This is a genomic window from Streptomyces sp. NPDC017246, assembly GCF_044331325.1.
In the GTDB taxonomy this organism is placed as follows: Bacteria; Actinomycetota; Actinomycetes; order Streptomycetales; family Streptomycetaceae; genus Streptomyces.
This window is the reverse complement of sequence record NZ_JBIRMW010000013.1, coordinates 1-20226: the sequence shown is the minus strand read 5'-3', so window position 1 is coordinate 20226 and position 20226 is coordinate 1. Positions and strand designations below refer to the sequence as shown.

Annotated in this window: 22 protein-coding genes and 3 pseudogenes; 19 read left to right on the top strand and 6 right to left on the bottom strand. The window is 70.0% G+C overall.

The annotated features are described in order from the left end of the window. Positions 1-171: 171 nt before the first annotated feature. The 6 genes from ACH4MY_RS27080 to ACH4MY_RS27055 are packed head-to-tail and all read left to right on the top strand — an operon-like array spanning position 172 to position 5661. Positions 172-1836 carry an ATP-binding protein gene (locus ACH4MY_RS27080; RefSeq protein ID WP_398006335.1) on the top strand — a complete coding sequence of 555 codons (1665 nt, stop codon included), beginning with the start codon at positions 172-174 and terminating at the stop codon, positions 1834-1836. Then, positions 1836-2237, top strand: a complete 402-nt coding sequence (locus tag ACH4MY_RS27075) for a roadblock/LC7 domain-containing protein (RefSeq protein WP_017236514.1) — start codon at positions 1836-1838, stop codon at positions 2235-2237. The genes ACH4MY_RS27080 and ACH4MY_RS27075 overlap by 1 nt, the downstream gene beginning before the upstream one ends. Then, positions 2234-2587, top strand: coding sequence for a DUF742 domain-containing protein (locus ACH4MY_RS27070; protein ID WP_398006334.1), 354 nt, complete (start codon positions 2234-2236; stop codon positions 2585-2587). Before ACH4MY_RS27075 ends, ACH4MY_RS27070 begins: the two co-directional genes overlap by 4 nt. Beyond that, complete coding sequence (locus ACH4MY_RS27065) at positions 2568-3197, top strand: GTP-binding protein (RefSeq protein ID WP_398006333.1); 630 nt, start codon at positions 2568-2570, stop codon at positions 3195-3197. Before ACH4MY_RS27070 ends, ACH4MY_RS27065 begins: the two co-directional genes overlap by 20 nt. Next, entirely contained in the window at positions 3194-4423 is a 1230-nt protein-coding gene (locus ACH4MY_RS27060) for a cytochrome P450 (RefSeq protein WP_398006332.1), read from the top strand. Before ACH4MY_RS27065 ends, ACH4MY_RS27060 begins: the two co-directional genes overlap by 4 nt. Then, positions 4420-5661 carry a cytochrome P450 gene (locus ACH4MY_RS27055; RefSeq protein ID WP_398006331.1) on the top strand — a complete coding sequence of 414 codons (1242 nt, stop codon included), beginning with the start codon at positions 4420-4422 and terminating at the stop codon, positions 5659-5661. Before ACH4MY_RS27060 ends, ACH4MY_RS27055 begins: the two co-directional genes overlap by 4 nt. A 123-nt stretch (positions 5662-5784) precedes the next feature. Here ACH4MY_RS27055 and ACH4MY_RS27050 read toward each other — a convergent pair. Continuing rightward, a pseudogene (locus tag ACH4MY_RS27050) lies at positions 5785-6316 on the bottom strand (M15 family metallopeptidase). Between the two features lie 211 nt (positions 6317-6527). On the opposite strand from ACH4MY_RS27050, the gene ACH4MY_RS27045 reads away from it, so the two are divergent. After that, positions 6528-7100 (top strand): GNAT family N-acetyltransferase, encoded by a 573-nt coding sequence (locus ACH4MY_RS27045; RefSeq protein WP_398006330.1) that lies wholly within the window; start codon positions 6528-6530, stop codon positions 7098-7100. Between the two features lie 139 nt (positions 7101-7239). Here ACH4MY_RS27045 and ACH4MY_RS27040 read toward each other — a convergent pair whose 3' ends face one another. After that, the gene (locus ACH4MY_RS27040; protein WP_398006329.1) at positions 7240-8355 is read right to left on the bottom strand and encodes a serine hydrolase domain-containing protein; all 1116 of its coding nucleotides are present in this window, start codon (positions 8353-8355) and stop codon (positions 7240-7242) included. Between the two features lie 227 nt (positions 8356-8582). On the opposite strand from ACH4MY_RS27040, the gene ACH4MY_RS27035 reads away from it, so the two are divergent. Further along, the gene (locus tag ACH4MY_RS27035) at positions 8583-9524 is read left to right on the top strand and encodes a GyrI-like domain-containing protein (RefSeq protein WP_398006328.1); all 942 of its coding nucleotides are present in this window, start codon (positions 8583-8585) and stop codon (positions 9522-9524) included. Positions 9525-9578: 54 nt separating this feature from the next. Here ACH4MY_RS27035 and ACH4MY_RS27030 read toward each other — a convergent pair whose 3' ends face one another. Then, positions 9579-10190 carry a DUF4291 domain-containing protein gene (locus tag ACH4MY_RS27030; RefSeq protein ID WP_398006518.1) on the bottom strand — a complete coding sequence of 204 codons (612 nt, stop codon included), beginning with the start codon at positions 10188-10190 and terminating at the stop codon, positions 9579-9581. 221 nt (positions 10191-10411) lie between these two features. Here ACH4MY_RS27030 and ACH4MY_RS27025 point away from each other — a divergent pair, with 221 nt between their 5' ends. Further along, positions 10412-10618, top strand: coding sequence for a hypothetical protein (locus tag ACH4MY_RS27025; RefSeq protein ID WP_398006327.1), 207 nt, complete (start codon positions 10412-10414; stop codon positions 10616-10618). Then, on the top strand, positions 10611-10871 hold the full coding sequence (locus ACH4MY_RS27020) for a hypothetical protein (protein ID WP_398006326.1): 261 nt from the start codon (positions 10611-10613) through the stop codon (positions 10869-10871). Before ACH4MY_RS27025 ends, ACH4MY_RS27020 begins: the two co-directional genes overlap by 8 nt. A 212-nt stretch (positions 10872-11083) precedes the next feature. On the opposite strand, the gene ACH4MY_RS27015 is transcribed toward ACH4MY_RS27020, so the two are convergent. After that, positions 11084-12247, bottom strand: a complete 1164-nt coding sequence (locus ACH4MY_RS27015; protein ID WP_398006325.1) for a hypothetical protein — start codon at positions 12245-12247, stop codon at positions 11084-11086. Between the two features lie 204 nt (positions 12248-12451). Here ACH4MY_RS27015 and ACH4MY_RS27010 point away from each other — a divergent pair, with 204 nt between their 5' ends. Then, positions 12452-13099, top strand: a complete 648-nt coding sequence (locus tag ACH4MY_RS27010; RefSeq protein ID WP_398006324.1) for a hypothetical protein — start codon at positions 12452-12454, stop codon at positions 13097-13099. Positions 13100-13436: 337 nt separating this feature from the next. Here ACH4MY_RS27010 and ACH4MY_RS27005 read toward each other — a convergent pair whose 3' ends face one another. Further along, complete coding sequence (locus tag ACH4MY_RS27005) at positions 13437-14399, bottom strand: LysR family transcriptional regulator (protein ID WP_398006323.1); 963 nt, start codon at positions 14397-14399, stop codon at positions 13437-13439. Positions 14400-14583: 184 nt separating this feature from the next. Here ACH4MY_RS27005 and ACH4MY_RS27000 point away from each other — a divergent pair. The 6 genes and pseudogenes from ACH4MY_RS27000 to ACH4MY_RS26975 form a co-directional block, all read left to right on the top strand. Beyond that, positions 14584-14781 (top strand): annotated as a pseudogene (locus ACH4MY_RS27000) (dihydrolipoyl dehydrogenase); the annotation flags it as partial. A 17-nt stretch (positions 14782-14798) separates the two neighbouring features. Then, entirely contained in the window at positions 14799-15692 is an 894-nt protein-coding gene (nadC, locus tag ACH4MY_RS26995) for a carboxylating nicotinate-nucleotide diphosphorylase (RefSeq protein ID WP_398006322.1), read from the top strand. Next, positions 15680-16198, top strand: a complete 519-nt coding sequence (locus ACH4MY_RS26990; protein WP_398006321.1) for a PhzF family phenazine biosynthesis protein — start codon at positions 15680-15682, stop codon at positions 16196-16198. The genes nadC and ACH4MY_RS26990 overlap by 13 nt, the downstream gene beginning before the upstream one ends. Before the next feature lie 107 nt (positions 16199-16305). Next, positions 16306-16599: a DUF1330 domain-containing protein gene (locus ACH4MY_RS26985; RefSeq protein WP_398006320.1), complete on the top strand. Its 294-nt coding sequence runs from the start codon at positions 16306-16308 to the stop codon at positions 16597-16599. 285 nt (positions 16600-16884) lie between these two features. Then, positions 16885-17343 (top strand): MarR family winged helix-turn-helix transcriptional regulator, encoded by a 459-nt coding sequence (locus ACH4MY_RS26980; protein WP_398006319.1) that lies wholly within the window; start codon positions 16885-16887, stop codon positions 17341-17343. Between the two features lie 26 nt (positions 17344-17369). Continuing rightward, positions 17370-18812: an MFS transporter gene (locus ACH4MY_RS26975; RefSeq protein WP_398006318.1), complete on the top strand. Its 1443-nt coding sequence runs from the start codon at positions 17370-17372 to the stop codon at positions 18810-18812. 167 nt (positions 18813-18979) lie between these two features. Here the strand turns inward: ACH4MY_RS26975 and ACH4MY_RS26970 are convergent, their stop codons facing one another. After that, positions 18980-19396 (bottom strand): hypothetical protein, encoded by a 417-nt coding sequence (locus ACH4MY_RS26970; protein WP_398006316.1) that lies wholly within the window; start codon positions 19394-19396, stop codon positions 18980-18982. Here ACH4MY_RS26970 and ACH4MY_RS26965 point away from each other — a divergent pair. Both ACH4MY_RS26965 and ACH4MY_RS26960 read left to right on the top strand, forming a co-directional pair. Continuing rightward, positions 19359-19746, top strand: a pseudogene (locus ACH4MY_RS26965) (transposase); the annotation flags it as partial. The gene ACH4MY_RS26970 and the pseudogene ACH4MY_RS26965 sit on opposite strands and share 38 nt — an antisense overlap. Then, positions 19724-20020 (top strand): hypothetical protein, encoded by a 297-nt coding sequence (locus tag ACH4MY_RS26960; protein WP_398006527.1) that lies wholly within the window; start codon positions 19724-19726, stop codon positions 20018-20020. The pseudogene ACH4MY_RS26965 and the gene ACH4MY_RS26960, both read left to right, overlap by 23 nt. Positions 20021-20226: the final 206 nt, after the last annotated feature.

Here is a 20226-nt window from a genome sequence, read left to right as displayed (position 1 = left end):
TGCTTCCTGCGGGGTCAACAAGTTCGGACCTTCTTGGGCGCAGTACCGGAAAAGTCTTCCCTTCAACGAATGCCGATCCGATCACAAGAGTTCCGAACTGATCAACAACGCATCTATAGTGCCGTCGTTACGACTCCCTTCCCCGCGTGCCCGCTCCCGAGAGTCTGGTTGATGTCGGCGTCACCCACCCCCTTCCGTCCTGCCCTGACCGCCTCGCTGCTGACCGCCGCCGCGGGCGGCGCCCTCGCCGTCGCCGCCGTGGCCGCGGCACCGGGCGAAGTCCGCGCCCCGCTCGGCTGGTTCGCCGCCTGTGGCGTCCTGCTGCTCTCGGCCGCGGCCTTCGCCGTGACCTGGTACGGGCGGACCTCGCGCGTACTCGCCCGGCGGGCCGAGACCCTCGCCGCCGAAGTCGCCTCCAAGGACGCGTACGTCGCCCGGTTCGCGGCCACCGCCGAGCGCGAGACGACCACCCTCCGGGACCGCCAGGAGGCGGAGACCGCCGCCGCCCGAGCGGCCCACGCGGCCCAGACCGAGGAACTCGTCCGGTCCCACGCGGCCGAGATCGCCGAACTGGGCCGGGAACGCGCCGCCGAGACCGCGCGGCTCCAGACCCGTCTGCGCCGCGCCGAGTCCGGCCGGTCCGCCGCCATGGCCGCCGCGGCCAACGCCGCCGGCCGTATGCAGGCCCTCGCGACGAGCATGCTCGCCGACCTCCGGGAAATGGAGAACCGGCACGCCGACGAGGACGTCCTGACCGACCTGCTCCACCTCGACCACCGCACCGCGCAGGCGGGCCGGCTCGCCGACTCCGTCGCGGTGCTCAGCGGGGCCAGGTCCGGCCGGCGCTGGGCCCGCCCCATCGTCATGGAGTCGATACTCCGCGGCGCCATGGGCCGTATCAGCGGATACCAGCGGGTGCGGCTGCACTCCAGCAGCGGCGCGGCCGTCGCCGGCCACGCGGCCGAGGGCGTCATGCACGCCCTGGCCGAACTCATGGACAACGCGGCGAACTTCTCGCCGCCCACCGCCGAGGTGCATGTCTACGTCGAGGAGGTCCCGGCCGGCGTCATCATCGTCATCGAGGACAGCGGCCTCGTGATGAGCGACGTGCAGCAGCGCCGCGCGGAGGCCGCCGTCGGCTCCGCACCGCAGGACCTGGCCGGCCTCTCGGGCACCCGCCTCGGCCTCGCGGTCGTCGGCCGACTGGCCCGTAAGCACGGACTCACCGTGTCGTTCCGCCCCTCCGCGCGCGGCGGCACCGGCGCCCTGCTGATGCTGCCGCAGGAGCTGATCAGCCACGCACCCGCGGAGCCGGCGGCCTCGCCCGCCGACACCCTGCCGCCGGTCTCGGGCCGCGGTCTGTCCGTGCCCGCCGCGCCCGCCACGACCGGCACCCCGGCCGCTGCCCCGGCCCCCGAGCCCGAGACCGTGCACGAGAGCGTGGCCGAGACCACCGGCGAGCACGCGCGGTTCGGCGAGAGCGGCCTGCCCCAGCGCCGCCGCGGCCGGGCCATGGCCGCCGCCCACCCCGAGGGGCCGCAAGCCGCCGGGAAGACGCCCGCCGAAGGGCCGCGCACCGGTGCGGCCGCCGGTGCGGCGAACCGCTTCGGCACGTTCCGCCGCGCGGTCCGCGGCACCACCGCCCTGCCGGACGGCGAGCCCGAGGGCGGCTCCGCCCCGGAGACCGTGTCCGCCCCCGCCGCGTCCGCCGACGACGACCGTCCCGGCTCCCCCTCCGTACCCACCGATCCGGCCGGCCCGACGTCCGCTCCGCAGACGCAGACGCAGGCGCCGTCGCCGACCTCGAACCCCCCGTACCCGGAAGGCACCTCGTAATGACCGGCTCCACCACCGACGAGAAGCTCAGCTGGCTCCTGGAGGGCCTGCTGGAACGCACCCCGGGCACCCGGCACGCCCTGGTGCTCTCCCGTGACGGCCTCAAGCTCTGCCGCACCCCCGAGCTCTCCGTCGACCAGGCCGACCAGCTCGCCGCGATCGCCGCCGGCATCCAGAGCCTGTCGCACGGTGCCTCCGTGGAGTTCGGCGACGGCACCGGCGGGGTCCGCTCCGCGATCGCCGAGTTCTACGGCGGCATCCTCTTCATCGTGGAGGCCGGCGAGGGTGCCCACCTCGCGGTCGTCGCCGACGAGGACGCCGACGCCGGCCTCGTGGGCCACAACATGTCGGAGCTGGTGGAACAGTTGGGCGAGCACCTGGTCGCGAGGCCCCGGGGATGAGTCGCGGCAGGCCGGGCCGGGACGATTCCCCCGACCGGCTCTACACCCTGACCGGCGGCCGCAGCCGCGCCGGGTCCGACGCCTTCGACCTGGTGACCCTGGTGGTCTCCGAGAGCGACCCGGCCCCCGGCATGCAGTCCGAGCACGCCGCGATCCTGCGCATGTGCCGGTACCCCACCGCGGTGGTGGAGGTCGCGGCCGGGCTCGGTCTGCCGGTGTCGATCGCCCGGATCCTCCTGGCCGACCTCCACGACACCGGCCGGATCAGCGCCCGGCACCCCCGTGCGTCGTACCGCCTTCCCGATCACGACATCCTGGAGCAGGTGCTCGTTGGACTCCGTAACCTCTGAACAGCGCCAGACCCTGCACAGCACCGCCGACAACGGACTGAAGATCGTCGTCGTCGGCGGATTCGGAGTCGGCAAGACCACCCTCGTCCGCTCGGTCAGCGAGATCCGTCCGCTGAACACCGAGGAGACGATGACGCAGGCGGGCGAGGGCGTCGACGACACCGCCGGGGTCGCCGCCAAGTCGGCCACCACGGTGGCCTTCGACTTCGGCCGGATCTCGCTCGACACCCACAACGTCCTGTACCTGTTCGGGGCGCCCGGCCAGGAGCGGTTCTGGTTCCTGTGGGACCGGCTGTTCTCCGGGACGCTCGGCGCGGTCGTGCTCGTCGACACCCGCCGGCTCGCCGACTCCTGGTACGCCATCGACCGCCTGGAGCACCACGGGACGCCGTTCGTCGTCGCCTGCAACGACTTCGGCGGCCCCGCCCACACCCCCGCCCAGATCCGCGGGGCCCTCGACCTCGCCGACGAGGTTCCGCTGGTCTTCTGCGACGCCCGGTCGCGCGAGTCCAGCAAGCAGGTCCTCATCTCGCTCGTCGAGCACCTGCGGACCGTCGTCGCCCCGGCCACGCCGCCGGTCCCGCAGCCGATCCCGGAGCACGCCCCGTGACCCTCCCCGAGCACCCGCCCGTCCCCCTGAGCGGGCCGCGCTTCCAGACCGACCCCACCGAGCTGTACCGGCAGATCCGGCGCGACCACGGGGCCGTCGCCCCCGTCGTGCTGGACGGCGACGTACCGGCCTGGCTGGTACTCGGCTACCGCGAACTCCACCAGGTCACCAGCGACCCCGGCCTCTTCTCCCGCGACTCCGAGCTGTGGAACCAGTGGGACGCCATCCCGGCGGACTGGCCGCTGCTGCCGATGATCGGCCGCAAGCAGCCGTCCATCCTCTACACCGTCGGGGAGCGGCACCGCGAGCGCGCGAACGTCATCTCCACGGCCCTGGAGGGGATCGACCCCTTCGTGCTGAAGGAGCGGGCCGAGCGCTTCGCCGACGAGCTGATCGACGCCCTGTGCGGCAAGGGGTCCTGCGACATCATCGCCGAGTACGCGATGCTGCTGCCGGTACGCGTCCTCGCCAGCGTCTACGGCTTCTCCGAAGAACAGGGACCAGGGCTCGTCACCGCCCTGAACGACATGATCAACGGCCAGGAGGGCGCGCTGGAGGGCCAGCGCCACCTGGCGGAGTCCATGGTCGCCCTGCTCACCGCCAAGGCGGAGGAGCCGGGCGACGACGTCGCCTCCCGGATGCTGGGCAACACCGCCGGCTTCACGGTCGAGGAGGTCGCCCAGGACCTCATGGTGATGCTGGCCGCCGGCCATCAGCCCACCGCCGACTGGATCGGCAACTCGCTGCGGCTGATGCTCACCGACGACCGGTTCGCCGCCTCGCTGTCCGGCGGCAGGCACAGCGTCGGCGAGGCGATGAACGAGGTCCTGTGGGAGGACACCCCCACCCAGAACGTCGCCGGCCGCTGGGCCTCGCGCGACACCCACCTCGGTGGGCGCCGGATCGGCCGCGGAGACCTGCTGCTGCTCGGCCTGGCCGCCGCCAACTCCGACCCGCACGTGCGCGCCGACGCCGGCCGGCTCACCGGCGGCAACAACGCCTACCTCTCCTTCGGCCACGGCGAGCACCGCTGCCCCTTCCCCGCGCAGGAGGTCGCCGAGACCATCGCCCGCACCGGGATCGAGGTACTGCTCGACCGGCTGCCGGACGTCGACCTCGCCGTCCCCGCGGCCGACCTCGCCCGCCGCCCCTCACCCTGGCTGCGCGGACTCACCGCGCTCCCCGTGACCTTCACCCCGACCCCCGCCCTTGGAGCCCTCGGATGACCTGCCCGCACGCCCACGCCGCGTCCGCCGCCGACGCCATCGCCCTGGACCCCTTCGTCGCCGACCTCGACGGCGAGAGCGCCCGGCTGCGGGCCGCCGGCCCGCTGGCCCGTGTCGTCCTGCCCGGCGGGGTGGCCTGCTGGGCTGTCACCCACCACGCCGAGGCACGCCGACTGCTCACCGACGCCCGCCTGGTCAAGGACATCGACGTCTGGGGGGCCTGGCAGCGCGGCGAGATACCCATGGACTGGCCGCTGATCGGCCTCGCCAACCCCGGCAAGTCGATGCTGACCGTCGACGGCGACGAGCACCGGCGGCTGCGCACACTGGTCGCGCAGGCGCTGACCGCGCGCCGGGTGGAGCGGCTGCGCGAGGGCATCGAGGCCCTGACCACGGGCATGCTGGACCGGCTCGCGGAGCGTCCGGCGGGTGAGACCGTCGACCTGAAGGCGGAGTTCGCCTACCCGCTGCCGATGAACGTGGTCAGCGACCTCATGGGCGTCGACCCGGTCGACCACCCGCGGATGAAGGCCCTGTTCGAGAAGTTCTTCTCGACGCAGACACCGCCCGAGGAGGTGCCGCAGATGATGGCGGACCTGGGCACGCTGTTCGCGGGGATCGTGGCGGGCAAGGTCGAGAAGCCCGGTGACGACCTGACGAGCGCGCTGATCGAGGCGTCGGAGGGCGGCGACCGCCTCACCACGGAGGAGATCACCAACACCCTCCAGCTGATGGTGGCGGCCGGGCACGAGACGACGATCAGCCTCATCGTGAACGCCGTCGTGGCCCTGGAGACCCACCCCGAGCAGCGTGCCCTGGTCCTCTCCGGGGAGGTGCCGTGGGCGAACGTCATCGAGGAGACCCTGCGCTGGTCGACGCCGACCTCGCACGTCCTCATCCGCTTCGCCACCGAGGACATCGAGGTGGGCGACCGCATCCTGCCCAAGGGCGAGGCCCTGATCGTCTCGTTCGGCGCGATCGGCCGCGACGAGGAGCAGTACGGCCCGACGGCGGGCTCGTTCGACGTGACCCGCACGCCGAACCGCCACATCTCCTTCGGTCACGGCCCGCACGTCTGCCCGGGCGCCGCTCTCTCCCGTCTGGAGGCGTCGGTGGCCCTGCCCGCCCTGTACGCGCGCTTCCCTGAGCTGCGTCTCGCCGTCGCGCCCGAGGAGCTGCGGAACAAGCCGGTCGTTACGCAGAACGACCTGTTCGACCTCCCGGTCGTACTGGCCTGACGAACACACCGAGGGGAGGGAGCCCGGCGCAGGGTTCCCTCCCCTCGGTGCGGGCCGATCTCTCCGGCTTCGGCCTGTGACCGAGCGACTGCCCATGGCCCGCGGCCTTCGCGAGGCCTGTGGTCAGTCGAGTTCCCTGGGACCGTAGTGAGCGACGGCTGCGCCTGCCCGCAGAGCCCAGTAGCGGTCTCCGTACGACCAGTGCCACCACTCTGTGGGGTAGTTGACCAGGCCGGCAGCGGTCAGCGCAGTACTGAGGACGTCCCGATGGGACCTCGCCTCGTCGCTGATGTTGTCGGCCTGCGTGTAGCAAGGGCCCGCGCTCTCCTCGGGAGAAGCGTTCATACGAGTTCCCATGTCGAGCTCGCGCCCGTCGTCGTCGGCGAGCGTCAGGTCGACAGCCGCGCCGGCGCTGTGCGGTGCGATCTCGGGCGGAGACACATAGCGGCTGGCTGCCGACCGGACTTGCTCAGCAGCCCATTCCGGATGCTCGGCCCGCAGTTGGGCCGCGTACTCGTCGAAGTAGCGACGTTGCAGCCACTTGCGCTCGTCGACCAGCGGGGGACTGCCTTGTCGCACATCCACGAGCCGCTCACCGCACACCCGCAGGCACGGCTGCGACCTTCGCGTCGGACATCAGAACGATCTCATTCATGAAGTGATCATCTCCTGGCCCGAGCCCGTCCCGCCGGGCCGAAGGACGGCACTGGTGAGGGCTCCGCGCCGCGCACCCCCACTCACCGGTAGACCGCCCCGTCACCTCGTCCACTGCGCGGCCGGCCGGGCGGGCGTACGGTCGTCCAGACGGCCCCTGCGGGGTGAGCTGTTGAGCAGCGCCGCCCTGTACGCCGTGACATCGTGGCGCCATGACCATCGCAGTTCGCCCGGCTTCCGTGTTCGAGGATGTCCGCACCCTGGTCGGTCCGAAGTCGCCGGAGGCCAACGTCTGCTGGTGCCTGAGCTACCGGATCCCGTCCAAGCTCAACAACGAGCTCCGTGGACCGGACCGCGGTGAGTACGTGGCCGAGCTGTGCCGGTCGGAACCCCCTCCGGGGGTGCTCGCCTACGACGGTGACGAGCCGATCGGATGGGCCGCCGTGGCACCGCGCTCGGACACCTCCTTCGCGCGGAGCCGTAAGATCCCGCATGTCGACGACCTGCCGGTCTGGTCGCTGTGGTGCATCCGCGTACGCCCCGGTCATCGCAAGAGGGGGATCTCGCACGCCCTCATCACCGGTGCGGTCGAGTTCGCCCGCGCCCACGGCGCACCGGCGATCGAGGCGTACCCGCTCGACAGCGGTGACGCCAAGGTCGACATCACGATGGCATACGCAGGGATCCGGAAGAACTTCGAACGCGCCGGGTTCACCCACGCCGCCGACACCACTTCGGTGCTGGCCGGTCATCCCCGGGTCCTGATGCGGCTCGACCTGCGCTGACAGAACCGGCCTGAGGCCCCTACGGCCAACAGGGACAGTGGCCAGTGATCGAACGCGGCCGGCGACCGCGGTTCCAGTGCGGCGGACTTGTGGTTCCGGGAGGCGGGCAGGATCGTGCCCGGACTGCCTGTTGTCGCCGTCAGTGCAGTCCGCTGTAGGCGGCCATCACGATCTCCATGCCGCGGTTGTCCTCCTGCTGGTCCCGGTCGATCATCTGGTTCATGACATAGGCCACCGTCATGCGTGAGCCGGGATCACTGACGACGAGCGAACCGCCCCAGCCGCCCCAGCCGAAGGCGTTGCCGAACCTGCCGAAGCCCATCGTCCAGGACATCGGCGTCCGCAGGACCCGATCGTCGCCGCGGAACGCCTCCTGCCACGCGGGCTCGCAACCCTCGGGGGACAGCAGTCGTACGCCGCCGGCGATGCCCCGGTTGGCCAGTGCCGACTGGACACGGGCGACGGACCGGGCGTTCCCGAAGCCGTTCACCGCAGGGATATGCGCACGGCGCCAGTCCACGGAGTTGGTGTCCTTGACCCGTATCGCGGCACCGGTGTGCTCTCGGCGTACACCATCCGGTCCGAGCGGCGCGTCCGCGGCGTACTCGTCGGTCAGCGACGGCGGCGGGATGAGCGGTACGACCCGGTGGTCGTGCTCGGCGGCGAGCCCGATGTGGAAGTCCGCGCCCAGCGGCTCGGCCACCTCCTCGGCGAAGAACTCGCCGAGGCTGCGGCCGGTGACGCGGCGGACGATCTCACCGACAAGGAACCCGAAGGTGAGCGCGTGATAGCCCGCGGCCGTGCCGGGTTCCCATTCGGGCGCCTGCGCGGCCAGCCCCGCCGTCATGCTCTCCCAGTCGTAGAGGTCCTCGACCGCTGTCAGCCCGGACAGGTCGGGCAGCCCCGCGGTGTGCGACAGCACGTGCCGCACCAGCACGCCTTCCTTGCCGGCGGAGGCGAACCCGGGCCAGTAGGCGGCGACCGGCGCGGACAGGTCGAGCAGACCCCGGTCGGCCAGGATCAGCGCGCACAGAGCGGTCATGTTCTTGGTCGTCGAGTTCACGCCGGCGAGGGTGTCGCGCTCCCAGTCGGTGGAACGGTCCGCGTCGGCGTACCCGCCCCAGATGTCGACCACCGGCTCGCCGTCGAGGTAGACGGCCGCCGAGGCGCCCACGTCGTCCTTGCCGAGCGAAGCCGCGAGTGCCTCGCGGACAGCGCCAAACCGAGGCTCACAAAATCCCTTAATATCGGTCATAGGTGTAATCCTTGGTAATGCCAGAGCCTCCGGCCCAACAATTCCCGCACTGGTTTTGTCGGGCGGCGCGCGATCGAATTCTCTCTACTCGAGCGAGGCGGCTGACGGCTGCGGGGCCGTCCCGTCGGCCGACCGACTCCGGCTTGGGCCCGGGCGCCGATCGCTGTGGCTGGTCGGCAGGGTGGGCGTTCCCGCAGTGCAGGCGCAGGAAGAAAGGACCGATCCGCGTGTTGGAGCGGATGAATCAGGCGTTGGACCACCTGGAGGCCTCCCTCGACCAGGAGGTCGACATCGCCGAGGCGGCCCGGATCGCCGCGGTGTCGGAGTACCACTTCCGACGGCTGTTCTCCGCGCTCGCCGGAATGCCGCTCCCGGTCTATGTGCGGCGTCGGCGCATGACGCTCGCAGGGGCCGAGGTGCTGGCCGGGGAGATGACCCTGCTCGATGTCGCGGTGCGGTACGGGTACGGCTCGGGCGAGGCGTTCGCCCGAGCGTTCCGGTCGGTGCACGGCATCGGGCCGGGCGAGGCACGGCGCACGGGTGCGGTGCTCACGGCGCAGCCACGCATGTCCTTCCGTGTCGTCGTCGAAGGAAATACGACCATGCGGTATCGGATCGTGGAGAAGGAGCCGTTTCGGGTCGTCGGCAGGAAGGCCCGGGTCCCGCTTGTGCACGAGGGGACCAACGCGGCCGCCGAGGCGCACCTGGCGAGCCTGGACAAGCAGGCGATCGTCCGGATGAAGGAGCTGGGCGACCGGGAGCCGGAGGGGGTCCTGTCGGCGGTGGTGCACCTGACCGACAGTCGGGAGGAGGGCGCCGAGGTGGAGTACTGGATCGGCGTGGCGACGGGAAGGGAGGTGACGGGTCCCGAGGCGACCGGTCCTGAGACGGCCGGTACCGAGGCGACTGATCCTGAGGTGGCCACCGAAGAGCTGGACGCCCTCGACGTGCCGGCCGGGACCTGGGCGGTCTTCGACAACCGCGGGCCCTATCCGGGTGCCCTGCAGGAGCTGTGGCGAGACGTGTTCACGCACTGGTTCCCCTCGAACCCGTACACGAGCAGGCCAGGCCCGGAGCTCCTGCTGACGCGACCGGTGGAGATCGGAGCGGAGACCGACTCCCAGCTGTGGATCCCGGTCGAACGGGTCAGCGGGAGCGCCGGGGCGTGAACACACCAGTACCGGTATGGGGTGGCCGTGGGCGGCCTCCGAACCAGTTCCCCGTCATCTACCTGAAGAAACGACGCCTTCCAGCATCTGCGGAATTGGGTAGGTGCGCTCGACAGGAAACAGCCGATGTGCCTTGGTGGCGTGCCCCGTCCGTATCAGTGTCGCGGCTTTGCGGACCTGGGGGGTGAGGTCGGTGAGACTGACGATCCAGTCGTCGGTGAACGTGCGGATCAGGTGGCGACCGATGCCGACCTGAATGCTGTAGTGATTCAGCGCCGCTCCGCGCGGTGAGCGCTCCGGGTCCCACTGGATATGCACGGCTGCCTGGGCCACCGCCACCGGGTCGGCAGTCGTCAACACGGCCTGGGACAGCGCCTCTTCCCAGCCCTCCCGGGTGATCCGCACCGCGAGAACACGTTCCTGGCCGGGCTTGCGGGCCCAGTCGCTGCGGTGCATCAGCCACATGAACGACGGCTTGATCCATGTCATCCGGTGGAACGAGAACGGCGCGACGAATCGGCCCGCCCGCAGTGCCACGTCAGCGATCGCAGGCGAGTACGCCTGATAGACCACGATCGTGCGAGCGTCGTAGTCGGCACGGATCTGATACTGGGGCGTCGTTGGCGACGACGTACGGACAAGGACCGGAGCCGCACCCCTCCGCAGGGCACTCGCCGAGCACGAGGAGCCCGGACGTGTCCCGAGGCCGTCGTCGCCTGCGCTGCTGTGCTCTGTGCGCGCACACAGTCAGCGGGGTGGTGCGAGGGCCGGGCGGCGCAGCCGTAGGCCTCCGAGGCTTCCTGATTTGATCTGACCTGATCCGACCGCACCGTGCGGATGTGGTTGCTGCGCTAGCCTCGGGCTGTACCCGACCACCGGAGGATCCGATGGCCCACCTCACCTTCGACGGAGCCGAGCAGCGCGAGCTGCGCGAGGCCGCGCGCGCGGAGTTCCTGGGGAACCCGGCTCTCGCCTACGTCCTGGAGTCCCTGGCCGCCGAGGGCATCGACCTCGACTCGTGCCGGGACTGGGACGACATCCGGGCCGACAAGGGGCTGCCCGAGAAGAGCGACGAGGCGCCGCACGTTGCCTAGGCACTCCCGCAACGGCCGACGGCCCCGGATCGTGTTCATCGAGCCGGCCGAGACCCAGGTCAGTGTGCTGGCCGTCGAGCAGACCGTACGCCTGGACTCGGCGTTGAACACGATCGCCGTCGACCCCACCGGCGTGAAGGCCCACGCGACGGCCTCCGCGCTGCGGGACTACCACCAGGACCGCGTCCGCGTGATCTTCTACGCCACCGCGCTCGGGAGCATCCTGATCGTCACGTACGTAGAAGTGGACTGACGCAGGCGCGCTCATGGGGGAGGGCCAGTCTCGGCAGAGTGTTCGAACAACCCTCCACTCCACCAGAGACGCATTGCACCTGGCCGTCGGTCAACCCGACGGCCCTGCAACCTGCAACCTCCTAGCCCTACGACCAGCCCCATGACCCGACCGTCCGGCGCGGCGTCGGCGCGGCGTGTGTGACGCGAGCGCCGCTCCGTGCCGACATGTGCCTACGCGGCGTCCTCGGCGAGGCCGCCTTCGAGGCCTTCGTCGGGGAAGTCGCCCTCACCGAGGCCGTCGTCCTGCGTCATGGCGCCGAAGAAGCCGCCCATGAGCTCCTCCAGATCCAGCTCGGTGGCTCCGGCAGGGGCCGTGGGCTTGGTGCCCCCGCTCATCTTCAGCACCAGACCGAACTTGGTGACCTTCGCGTTCTCGGTCAGCTTGGCGAGATCGACGTAGACCTCGGTCAGCTCACCGTTCTTCAGGGTGAAGTCGGCCGTGGCCTTGGTGTCGGGGGCGTCCTTCAGATCCTTGTCCGACGGCAGGTCCATACCGGGCGGCAGGTCCTTGGCGAGGGGACGGATCTCGCCGATCAGCTCCGTGACCAGGGTGCGGAAGGGGGCCGTGGCGGTGATGTGCTCGGTACCGTCCTCGCCACCGGCGGTCTTGAAGTCGACCTCACGGGCGATGACCTTGCGGAGGGCGTCCGTGAGCTTCTTCTGCGTCTTGGCGTCCAAGGAGGGCTCCGGCGACGGCTTGGCGTCGGGCTCCTGGCCCATGTCCCGGCCGGCCTTCTCCAGCTCCTTGGTGTTGAACTTGACCCACTCGCCCTCCAGCGCCTTCTTGATGCCCTTGGCCTCCTCGGGCAGTTCGTCGGCGCGCGGCAGGGGAATGTCTATCGACTTGGTGAGGGTGGCGATGTCGGACCGGACGTAGGTGTAGTCGCCGACCATCCGGTACTCGAAGAGGTCTCCGTCGGGGGTGCTGACCTTCATGGCCATCCCGACGAAGTCCTTCTCGTCGGACTCGTCGATCGGCTTCTTCGACTCCACGGTGACGCTGATCTTCGCGCCGCTGATCAGCTTCGCCGCGTCGTCGGGGATCTCCTCGCCCGGCTCCGGTTCCGACTCGGCGTCCAGCAGCTTGAGAGTCTTGGTGTCGACGTCCAGGTCGAGCTCGAAGGAGATCGACTTCTCCTTGCCCAGCTTCTCGAATGCCTGGTCCAGCTTCTTCCCGGCGGACAGCTGCTCAACGGTGCCGCAGGCGGCCGAACCCACCAGGACGGCGCCGACGACTGCGGTGGCGGTGAGGGTCTTGCGTATGGCGGTGATGGTCTTCTCCTCGTAGATGCGATCACTGTGTGACCGATCAGGAGACTCGCGACCCCCGTGCATGGTTGCCCTGCTCCGCCGAATTCGCTGTCATCCCCTCGAACAGCCGGCGGAACCGACTGACGCGCCGTCGCACTCCGACCGGCGCCACCGTGAGTCACGAAGGGGTCGGCCCACCTGTGGCGCCGTCCCGTGTTCCCTTCCCGGTCGCTCGGATCCGGTCCCGTTGGGGCCACCTGTGTCAGTGTCTGGTGACAGGGTTACGGAGTGCTGATCAAGGGATACGACGACAACCCGCTGATTGCGGGGGAGCCACTGCTGCGCCGCCCCGGCTTCTGGTCGAACCACCTCATGGCGATGTGTGGCGACGGTGCTGGGCGGCCGGTTCCCGAGTGGTTCGGTGATGACGGAGCCGATGTCGATGCGCTGTCCGAGGCGCTCTTCGACCCGGGACACTGGCCGGTGTTCCGGATACCCGCAGCCGCAGGCCACGGGGTCGCGGTGGTGTACCGCAACCTGCCCGGCGACTACGGCATCGACTACCCCCTCACCGCTCCAGTCCGGAGCTGCGCAGACCAGACCGCCAGGTGGGAGGGAGACCTCGCGGGGAACGGGCTGACGTGGCTCGAACTGGTGCGCATCGCGGACGACCTCGTACCCACGGCCGATGGCACCGAGGATCCGGCCGTTCGTCTCCTGCTGCTCCTTCCCCTGCTGAACGACCTGGACGTCCCAGAGGCGGCACCAGCGCGGGTCAGTGCAGCACTGGCGGCGACAGGAGCTCCGCAAGACACGGCCACGACCACGGCGGAGCGCTTGCTCACCCACCTGATGGGCCGATCGCGACACGATCCCACCTGGGGTTCGCCACTGAGCGGCGGCCAAGGCTTGTCGCGTATAGGGGCTGATCGATGACGAGAAGGTCGCCATACACATCACCACCGGATCGGATCGGTGTCTGATCGTCGAGGCGTCGGAGCCACAGGCCGGCTACGACATGGGCGACTCGGGCCTCACTGCAATGCAAGCGATAGGCGACAGGGCGCCGTTCGCAGCCCACATGGGGCAGACCATTCTCGCGGCGCGGGAGGACCACGAACCGGCGACCGGGCGCAGCGCCCTGGAGCTCTCCTCCTCCACTGGCCGGGTCTGTTGCGAGAGCTGGGCTGGGGACCTTCGCCTGACCGTGGTGCATTGATCACTCGAGGGTGCCGGTCGTGAGGTTCGGCGACGACGGCCGGCGGATGACCGTCTACCAGGCCGAGCCCGGCGGCGCCGACCAGGCAGCGCTCGGGAAGCTCACCGTGCGCTGACCGGGTCCACTGATGCCGCCGTCATCGGATGGCCGGCCGCCCAAGCGAGCCAACAACCCGGCCCAGGGGCTGTCGCCGAGAGTGACCAGGACGAAGCGTTCGCGCGGAGGGTCGGACACGAACGGTCGCCATGCCATCCCGCCATCCGCCGCGACGGCGCTCCGGGCTCGCAGGGTGACCAGGTTCTGGCTGTTGCGCAGGTGGTGGCGGTACAGGGCCCGACTGTGCGCGTCGACGGTACGTAGCCGGGGCGACCAACCGTGGCCGGCGAGGTGGGCCAGGACCCCTTCGGCGAAGTGCGGGTAGCGCTCGGCCGGGAACCACAGCAGTTCCTGGCCCTCGAGGTCGGCACAGGACAGAGCCGCGTGGTCGGCCAGCGGGTGGTCGGGGCGGAGCAGCACGCCGAGCGGCTCGTCGGCCAGGGTCAGCGTGGCCAGGTCGTTGATGTCGTGGAAGACGCGCATCACCCCGAAGGCCAGGGTGCCGGTCCGCAACAGGTCGAGCTGCTGCCGGGAGTCGGCCTCGGCGAACTCGACGTCCGGGGATCCGTCTTCGGCCAGGACCCGTTCGACCCGCGCCAGCAGGTGCTCCGGAACGGTGCCGCAGACCCCGACGTGCACCGGGCTGCGCGCGTCGCGCGCCTGCACCAGCGACGACTCGATCTCGGCCAGGGTACGACTGGCGCTCGCGTACAGGATCCGGCCGCCCTCGGTCAGCTCCATCCCCTTGGGCCTGCGGTGGAACAGCTTGGCCCCGACTCGGCGTTCCAGGGCGCTGATCTGCTGGCTCAGGCTGGGCTGCGCGATCCGCAGCACCCGTGCGGCCTCCGTCATCGTGCCCTCCTGGGCGACGGTGACGAAGTAGCGGAGATGACGAAGTTCGACGCCTTGGTGGTCGTGCATGTCCGCTCCTTGCTCCCGCGATAGGTCCGAGCCTATGGGGAGGTCCTGTGGGGCTATTGGCGTGGCCCGGATCGAGGGGGTTTTGATGGGGCCGAACCATCGATCCGGTGCTGTTGAACGGAGCGACACGTCATGGAGGATGCCATCTCCCGCGCTGGCGTCGGGTTCGTTGCCGCCGCTCGGCGACGCCGAGCGCGGTGAGTTGCCGGGCGCCCATCTGATCGGGCCGGAGGTCACCGGGCTCCTGCCCGAGCTGACACCGGCACGGAGGCGGGAGCTCACAGCGCACGAGATCGCCAGGAACATCCCTGCCCACCCGATGCTCGGGGAAGCCGTGAAGGAAGCAGTCCACGGCCTCGTCGGCCCGATGCTCGATCTCTGAGAGCCGAGGAATCATCCATGAAGATCGCAGATTTCCCCGCGTCGGCAGCGCGGGCCAGTGTGGCCGCCGCCTTGACGGCGGACAGGGCCGTCGACGAGATCACCACCTTGTGGAGCGTCCCGGCCGATCTGATCGCCACTGCCGAGATCAGCACCCGCCGGCCCGGTGTCGTCGCCGGAATCCCCGTGGTCCACGAAGTCTTCGCCCAGACCGCCCCGGAGGTCGAGGTCGAGACTCTGGTCGCGGACGGCGAGCGGGTGCAGGCCGGGGACGTCCTGGTGCGGCTGACCGGATCGGCTCGCAGCCTGATCACCGCCGAGCGTACGGTGCTGAACTTCCTGCAGCGCCTGTGCGGCATCGCCACTGTCACCGACGGCTTCGTCCAAGCCGTGGCCGGAACCCCGGCGCGGATCCTGGACACCCGCAAGACCGCCCCGGGGCTTCGGGCCCTGGACAAGTACGCCGTCACGGCCGGCGGCGGCAGCAACCACCGGCTCACTCTGGCGGCGATGGCCCTGCTGAAGGAGAACCACATCACCGCGGCGGGCGGGGTGATCGCCGCGATTCATGCGGTCCGGAAGGGAATGGTCGATTCCGGGACGAGTCTGCCGATCGACGTCGAAGTGCAGACGGTCGCTCAGGCCCGCGAAGCCGTGGAAGCGGGAGCTGGCTGGCTCATGCTCGACAACATGGAGGTGGCCGACGTCGAAGAAGTGGTGCGAATGAGGACCGGGCGTTCCGGCGGTTCGGAGATCCTCCTGGAGGTCTCCGGCAACGTCACCCTGGACCGGGTTCGCGCCCTTGCCGATGCCGGCGTCGACCTCATCTCGATCGGCGCTCTGACACACAGCGCACCCGCGCTCGACCTGACGATGCTGATCACGATGGACGCGGCGCCATGCCCGAGGTGACGATCGTCGACGCGTGCCGGCGGCAGGGCCGGGGCGGCAGTCCGACCGCCGTTCTCGACGACGCGCCCTTCACCGATGCCGAGCGACGGCGCATTCCCGCTGAGACAGGCACCTCGCACGCGGTCTTCATCGCTGCGGTGGACGGCGAGGATCAGGCTCGACCGTCCTATCGACTCCGGTTCTTCACCGGCGAAGGCGAGTTGCCCGCCTGCGGTCACGGCACAGTCGCCGCACTGGCGCTGCTCGCTCAGCGCAACAGCGGCGACGCCGACTACCGGGCCACGTTGCACACCACAAGTCGCGTATTCGAAGGCTGGGCGACGCGAGAACACGACGTCCTGACGGCCACTTTCGACCCGGGCCCGATCAGCTCGCGGGACACCGGGGAATCCGAACTCCGGTCCACGATCATCGCCAACGCACAACGCGGCGCGTCCGGCACCTTGATCCGCCTGGGCGGCGCCGCAGAAATCGCGCGCGCCGTCCGCCTTCCCCGGCTCGGCTGACACGAAGGCGACTCGCGGTGGTCAGCAGACCGACAAAGGACCGGCCGCCGATCGCGTCCGAGACCAACCCGTAAGTCAGAAGCACTCATCCCCACTCTGGAGGTTCCATGCCCAAGGGCTACTGGGTCAGCGTCTACCGCACCATTTCAGACCCTCAGAAACTGGCCGCCTACAACAAGCTGGCGGGTCCGGCCGTCAAGGCCGGGGGCGGTCGGGTCCTCGTCCGTGGCAGTCGGGTCGTGGCACATGACGCCGGGATCGCCGAGCGCACCGTCCTGATCGAGTTCGACAGCTTCGAGCAGGCGGTCGCTGCGCACGGGAGTGCGGCCTACCAGGAGGCGCTGGTCGTCCTCTCCGACGCCGTCGAGCGCGACTTCCGCATCGTGGAAGGCATCGACTGACTGAGGCCCGGTCGGATCTTCGCTGAATCAGCAGGATTCGGGGGGTATCCCGGACCGCCCCCCGCGAAGGGCGTCACCAGCCAGTTCCCTCACGGCTCAGGCGGCCTGGCCGAGACCGGCGGCGAGCAGGTCCTACTCGCGCAGCGGGGTGAAGTCGACGCCGAGTTTCGGGTCGTACGCCTCGGGCCGGATGCCGAGTTCGTAGGTGCTGTACTCGCCAAGCCCTCGCCGACCGGTGGCACGGGAATGCATAAAGGATTCATATAAAGTTGCTATGCTTCAGACATGAGTCGCCGAGACGCCGCGCACGGCGCTTCCGATGCCATCGGGTCAGCCCTCTACGGTCTGGCCACCAGGGCCGTGAGGCGCCTTCCCCGTGACATGAGCCTGACGTCCGCCGCCACCTTGGCCACCCTGGACAAGACCGGCCCGCGACGGATCACCGATCTGGCGGTGGCCGAGGGCGTCACCCAGCCCGCGATGACCGTCCTGGTCCGGGTCATGGAGAAATCCGGGCTGGTCGAGCGGAAGGGCGATCCCTCCGACAAGCGGGTCACGCTGGTGTGCCTGACCGAGGCCGGCGCGTCGTACGTCCGGACGCGACGCCAGGCAGGCGTCGACGCGTACGCGCGGTTGATCGACGAACTCACCGATGACGAGGTCGAGGCCCTGGCAGCAGCCCTTCCGGCGCTGCTGCATCTGGCGGAGCTCGAAAGCCACGCCCGAGAGGAGTCGGAACGGTGACCGCGTCCCAGGCTCATGACCAACCCATGAGCACTGCCCTGAGAAGTTCCGAGGCACGTCTGCTGGTCCCCGCCCTGACGTTCATCGCCCTGGTCGTGGCGGCGGTCGCCAGCCTCGGGACGCCGCTCATCACCAGCGTGGCGACCACGTTCCACGTCTCCCTCGACAGCGCGCAGTGGACGCTGACCATCGCCCTGCTCAGCGGCGCCGTCGCCACACCCGTCCTCGGCCGGCTCGGAGCCGGTCCGCACCGGCGGGCCACGATCCTCGCCACGCTGGCGGTCGTCGTCGTCGGCAGCGCGCTCACCGTGCTGCCGCTGCCGTTCGCCTGGCTACTCGTGGGCAGAGCCGCCCAAGGCGTCGGACTCGGTCTTACGGCGCTGATGATGGGCGTGGCCCGCGACCATCTTCCCGAGGAGCGCAGCACGGCCACGATCGCCCTGATCTCCGTGGTCTCCATCATCGGAGCCGGCGTCGGCTACCCGCTGGCCGCGCTGCTCGCCGAGTTCGGCGGACTGCGGGCCGCCTACGGCCTCGGCCTCCTCGTCACCACCATCGCCTTCGTGACCGCGTGGCGCTCCATGCCCGCCGCTCCCGAAGGCCGCTCCGCTCATGTGAACGTGGCCGGTGCGCTCGTCCTGGCAGGTGGACTGCTCCTCGTCCTGCTCCTGGCCGGCGAGCGGAGCCTGTGGAGCCGACACCTCGCCGTGGCGGCGACCCTCGCCGTCGCCGCCGTACTCCTGCTCTGCGCCTGGGCCGTTTCCGAACTGCGAACCAAGACGCCCCTGGTCGATGTCCGGGCGGTACGGCACCCGGCGGTCGCCGGGGCGAACATCGCCATGTTCGTCGGCGGGAGCGGCATGTACCTCCTGCTCACGCTCATCACCCGCTACGCGCAGACACCGCACAGCGCCGGCTACGGCTTCGGACTGACCACCTTCGTGGCGGGGCTGGTCCTCATCCCGTTCTCCGTGCTGGGTTTCGTCGCCGGCAAGCTCACGCCGCGAGTCCGCGAACGGATCGACGGCCCCATGCTCCTGGCCGGCAGCGCCGCCATCGTCGGCGGCGGGTTCGTCCTGTTCGCCACCGCCCGGTCCAACCTGGCCGAACTGCTCGCGGCCATGGGAGTGCTGGGCTTCGGCGTCGGCAGCTTCTCGGCCGCCATGCCCGGCGTCATCCTGGCCGTCACCCCCAAGAGCGAGACGTCGAGCGCCATGAGCTTCAACTACGTCGTCCGCAGCGTCGGGTACTCCCTGGGCAGCGCCATCGGCGGTCTGGTCCTGGCCGCCGGCACCGCCACGGGCCGCCTCTTCCCGAACGAAGACGCCTACACGACCGCGGCGCTGGTCGGCGTCGCCGCGATGGCGATCACGACGATGGCCAGCCTCACCCTCGCCCGCCGACGCTCACCCAAGACCCATGCCGGGTCGTCCCACACGACGCCAGAATCGCCGAGAGCACCGTCCTGATCGAGTGCGACAGCCTCGAACAGGAGGACGCCGCACATGCGAGTGCGGCCTACCAGGAGGCGCTGGCCGCACTTGCTGACGGTGTCGAACGCGACTTCCGCCTCATCGAAGGCCTCGACTGACGATCGAGGCTGCGTCGGCGACGAACACGAAGCCAACTGCGGGGATCACCCCGACTCGTCAGCGCGGGGGCACGGACGTCGACCTCGATGGCGGCGGGGGTGCGGTCGACGAGGTTCCAGCGGCCGATGTGGGCGGTACCGGTCGGTGATGGGAGCGTGCAGGAGGTAGTCGTCGAAGTGGTGGCCCCACGTGCCGGGGACGCCTCCGGGCTGATCGCGCAGGACGTACTCGATGATCTCGAAGTCGCCGGCCCGGCCGCGAGCCTGCTCACGGCTCAGCTGGACCATGCCGCCGGCGTCGGCGAACGTCTCGGCCAGCGGTGCCGTGGCCGCCGTGACGGTGTCCTGACGGGCCGTGGCGAACGCGGCGGGGAGTCGGCGGAGGGCGAAGTCGTAGAAGTAGCGGAGTGCGGTCGGCGCCAGCGATCGCAAAGTGCTGGCCGCGACTATCTCCGTGGCCACGACAGGCTGTACATGGCGGCAGTTGCCGCAGGTTTTTGGATCGTCGGGGTCGACCGCACACCGGCGCTTCACTGAGTGGAGCACTGCCCGGGTCGGGGTCAAGTAGCACCGCGTCATCCTCGACGAACTGCGCCCGCGCGGCGGCCTGGACTGGTCGGGCTGCGCTGTCGACTCGGTGCACATGCGGGCCCTGAAAGGGGGAGCTGGCAGGTCCGAATCCTGTCGACCGGGGCAAGAAAGGCTCGACGATCCACTTGATCACCGAGCGGACGGGTCTGCCCATTTCCGTCGGGATGTCCGGCGCGAACCTTCACGACAGTCAGCCCTTTGAGCCGCTGGTACCCGGCGTTTGAAGACGTGAACGCGGGCCCACACATTAGCTGCGGCAACATGGTTCGGGTGAGCGAATCATCTGAACAGGCGCAGAACGCCGCCCGTCTCTGGCACGAACACCGCCATGCGTCATTCCCTGCCACCCTACGACGCGCCGAGTTCGGGGGAACAGACATGGTGTTGATCGACGCGGACACCGCCGGCTGCGTCCTTACACGGCTCAACAACGACGGCACCCTCGACCCCAAGCGCACCCGCATCTTGCAAACCTGCTTCGAGGACATGGACTGAGTCATCCCTGAGCGCACCGAACCCGCAGCAACCCAGCACTGCCAGCACTTGCGCCAGCTTGCCGTACTCGCATCGAGGACCCTCTCGAGCGCCAAATAGGACGATATCTAACCTCGCGCTTTCATGAAGCGGGCTGTCCGACGGGTGGTCAGGTAAGCGAAAAGTGCCTCTGACCAGCAAGAATGAGGATTGTCGAGGTCCTTGTT

What these genes read in the sequence shown, in the direction of transcription:
- ACH4MY_RS26990 (WP_398006321.1), top strand. Translation starts at nt 15,680, where the DNA reads ATGCCCGAGGTGACGATCGTCGACGCGTGCCGGCGGCAGGGCCGGGGC.
- ACH4MY_RS27075 (WP_017236514.1), top strand. Translation starts at nt 1,836, where the DNA reads ATGACCGGCTCCACCACCGACGAGAAGCTCAGCTGGCTCCTGGAGGGC.
- ACH4MY_RS27045 (WP_398006330.1), top strand. Translation starts at nt 6,528, where the DNA reads ATGACCATCGCAGTTCGCCCGGCTTCCGTGTTCGAGGATGTCCGCACC.
- nadC (WP_398006322.1), top strand. Translation starts at nt 14,799, where the DNA reads ATGAAGATCGCAGATTTCCCCGCGTCGGCAGCGCGGGCCAGTGTGGCC.
- ACH4MY_RS27015 (WP_398006325.1), bottom strand. Translation starts at nt 12,247, where the DNA reads ATGCACGGGGGTCGCGAGTCTCCTGATCGGTCACACAGTGATCGCATC.
- ACH4MY_RS27025 (WP_398006327.1), top strand. Translation starts at nt 10,412, where the DNA reads ATGGCCCACCTCACCTTCGACGGAGCCGAGCAGCGCGAGCTGCGCGAG.
- ACH4MY_RS27040 (WP_398006329.1), bottom strand. Translation starts at nt 8,355, where the DNA reads ATGACCGATATTAAGGGATTTTGTGAGCCTCGGTTTGGCGCTGTCCGC.
- ACH4MY_RS26975 (WP_398006318.1), top strand. Translation starts at nt 17,370, where the DNA reads ATGAGCACTGCCCTGAGAAGTTCCGAGGCACGTCTGCTGGTCCCCGCC.
- ACH4MY_RS26980 (WP_398006319.1), top strand. Translation starts at nt 16,885, where the DNA reads ATGAGTCGCCGAGACGCCGCGCACGGCGCTTCCGATGCCATCGGGTCA.
- ACH4MY_RS26985 (WP_398006320.1), top strand. Translation starts at nt 16,306, where the DNA reads ATGCCCAAGGGCTACTGGGTCAGCGTCTACCGCACCATTTCAGACCCT.
- ACH4MY_RS27055 (WP_398006331.1), top strand. Translation starts at nt 4,420, where the DNA reads ATGACCTGCCCGCACGCCCACGCCGCGTCCGCCGCCGACGCCATCGCC.
- ACH4MY_RS27080 (WP_398006335.1), top strand. Translation starts at nt 172, where the DNA reads ATGTCGGCGTCACCCACCCCCTTCCGTCCTGCCCTGACCGCCTCGCTG.
- ACH4MY_RS27070 (WP_398006334.1), top strand. Translation starts at nt 2,234, where the DNA reads ATGAGTCGCGGCAGGCCGGGCCGGGACGATTCCCCCGACCGGCTCTAC.
- ACH4MY_RS27005 (WP_398006323.1), bottom strand. Translation starts at nt 14,399, where the DNA reads ATGCACGACCACCAAGGCGTCGAACTTCGTCATCTCCGCTACTTCGTC.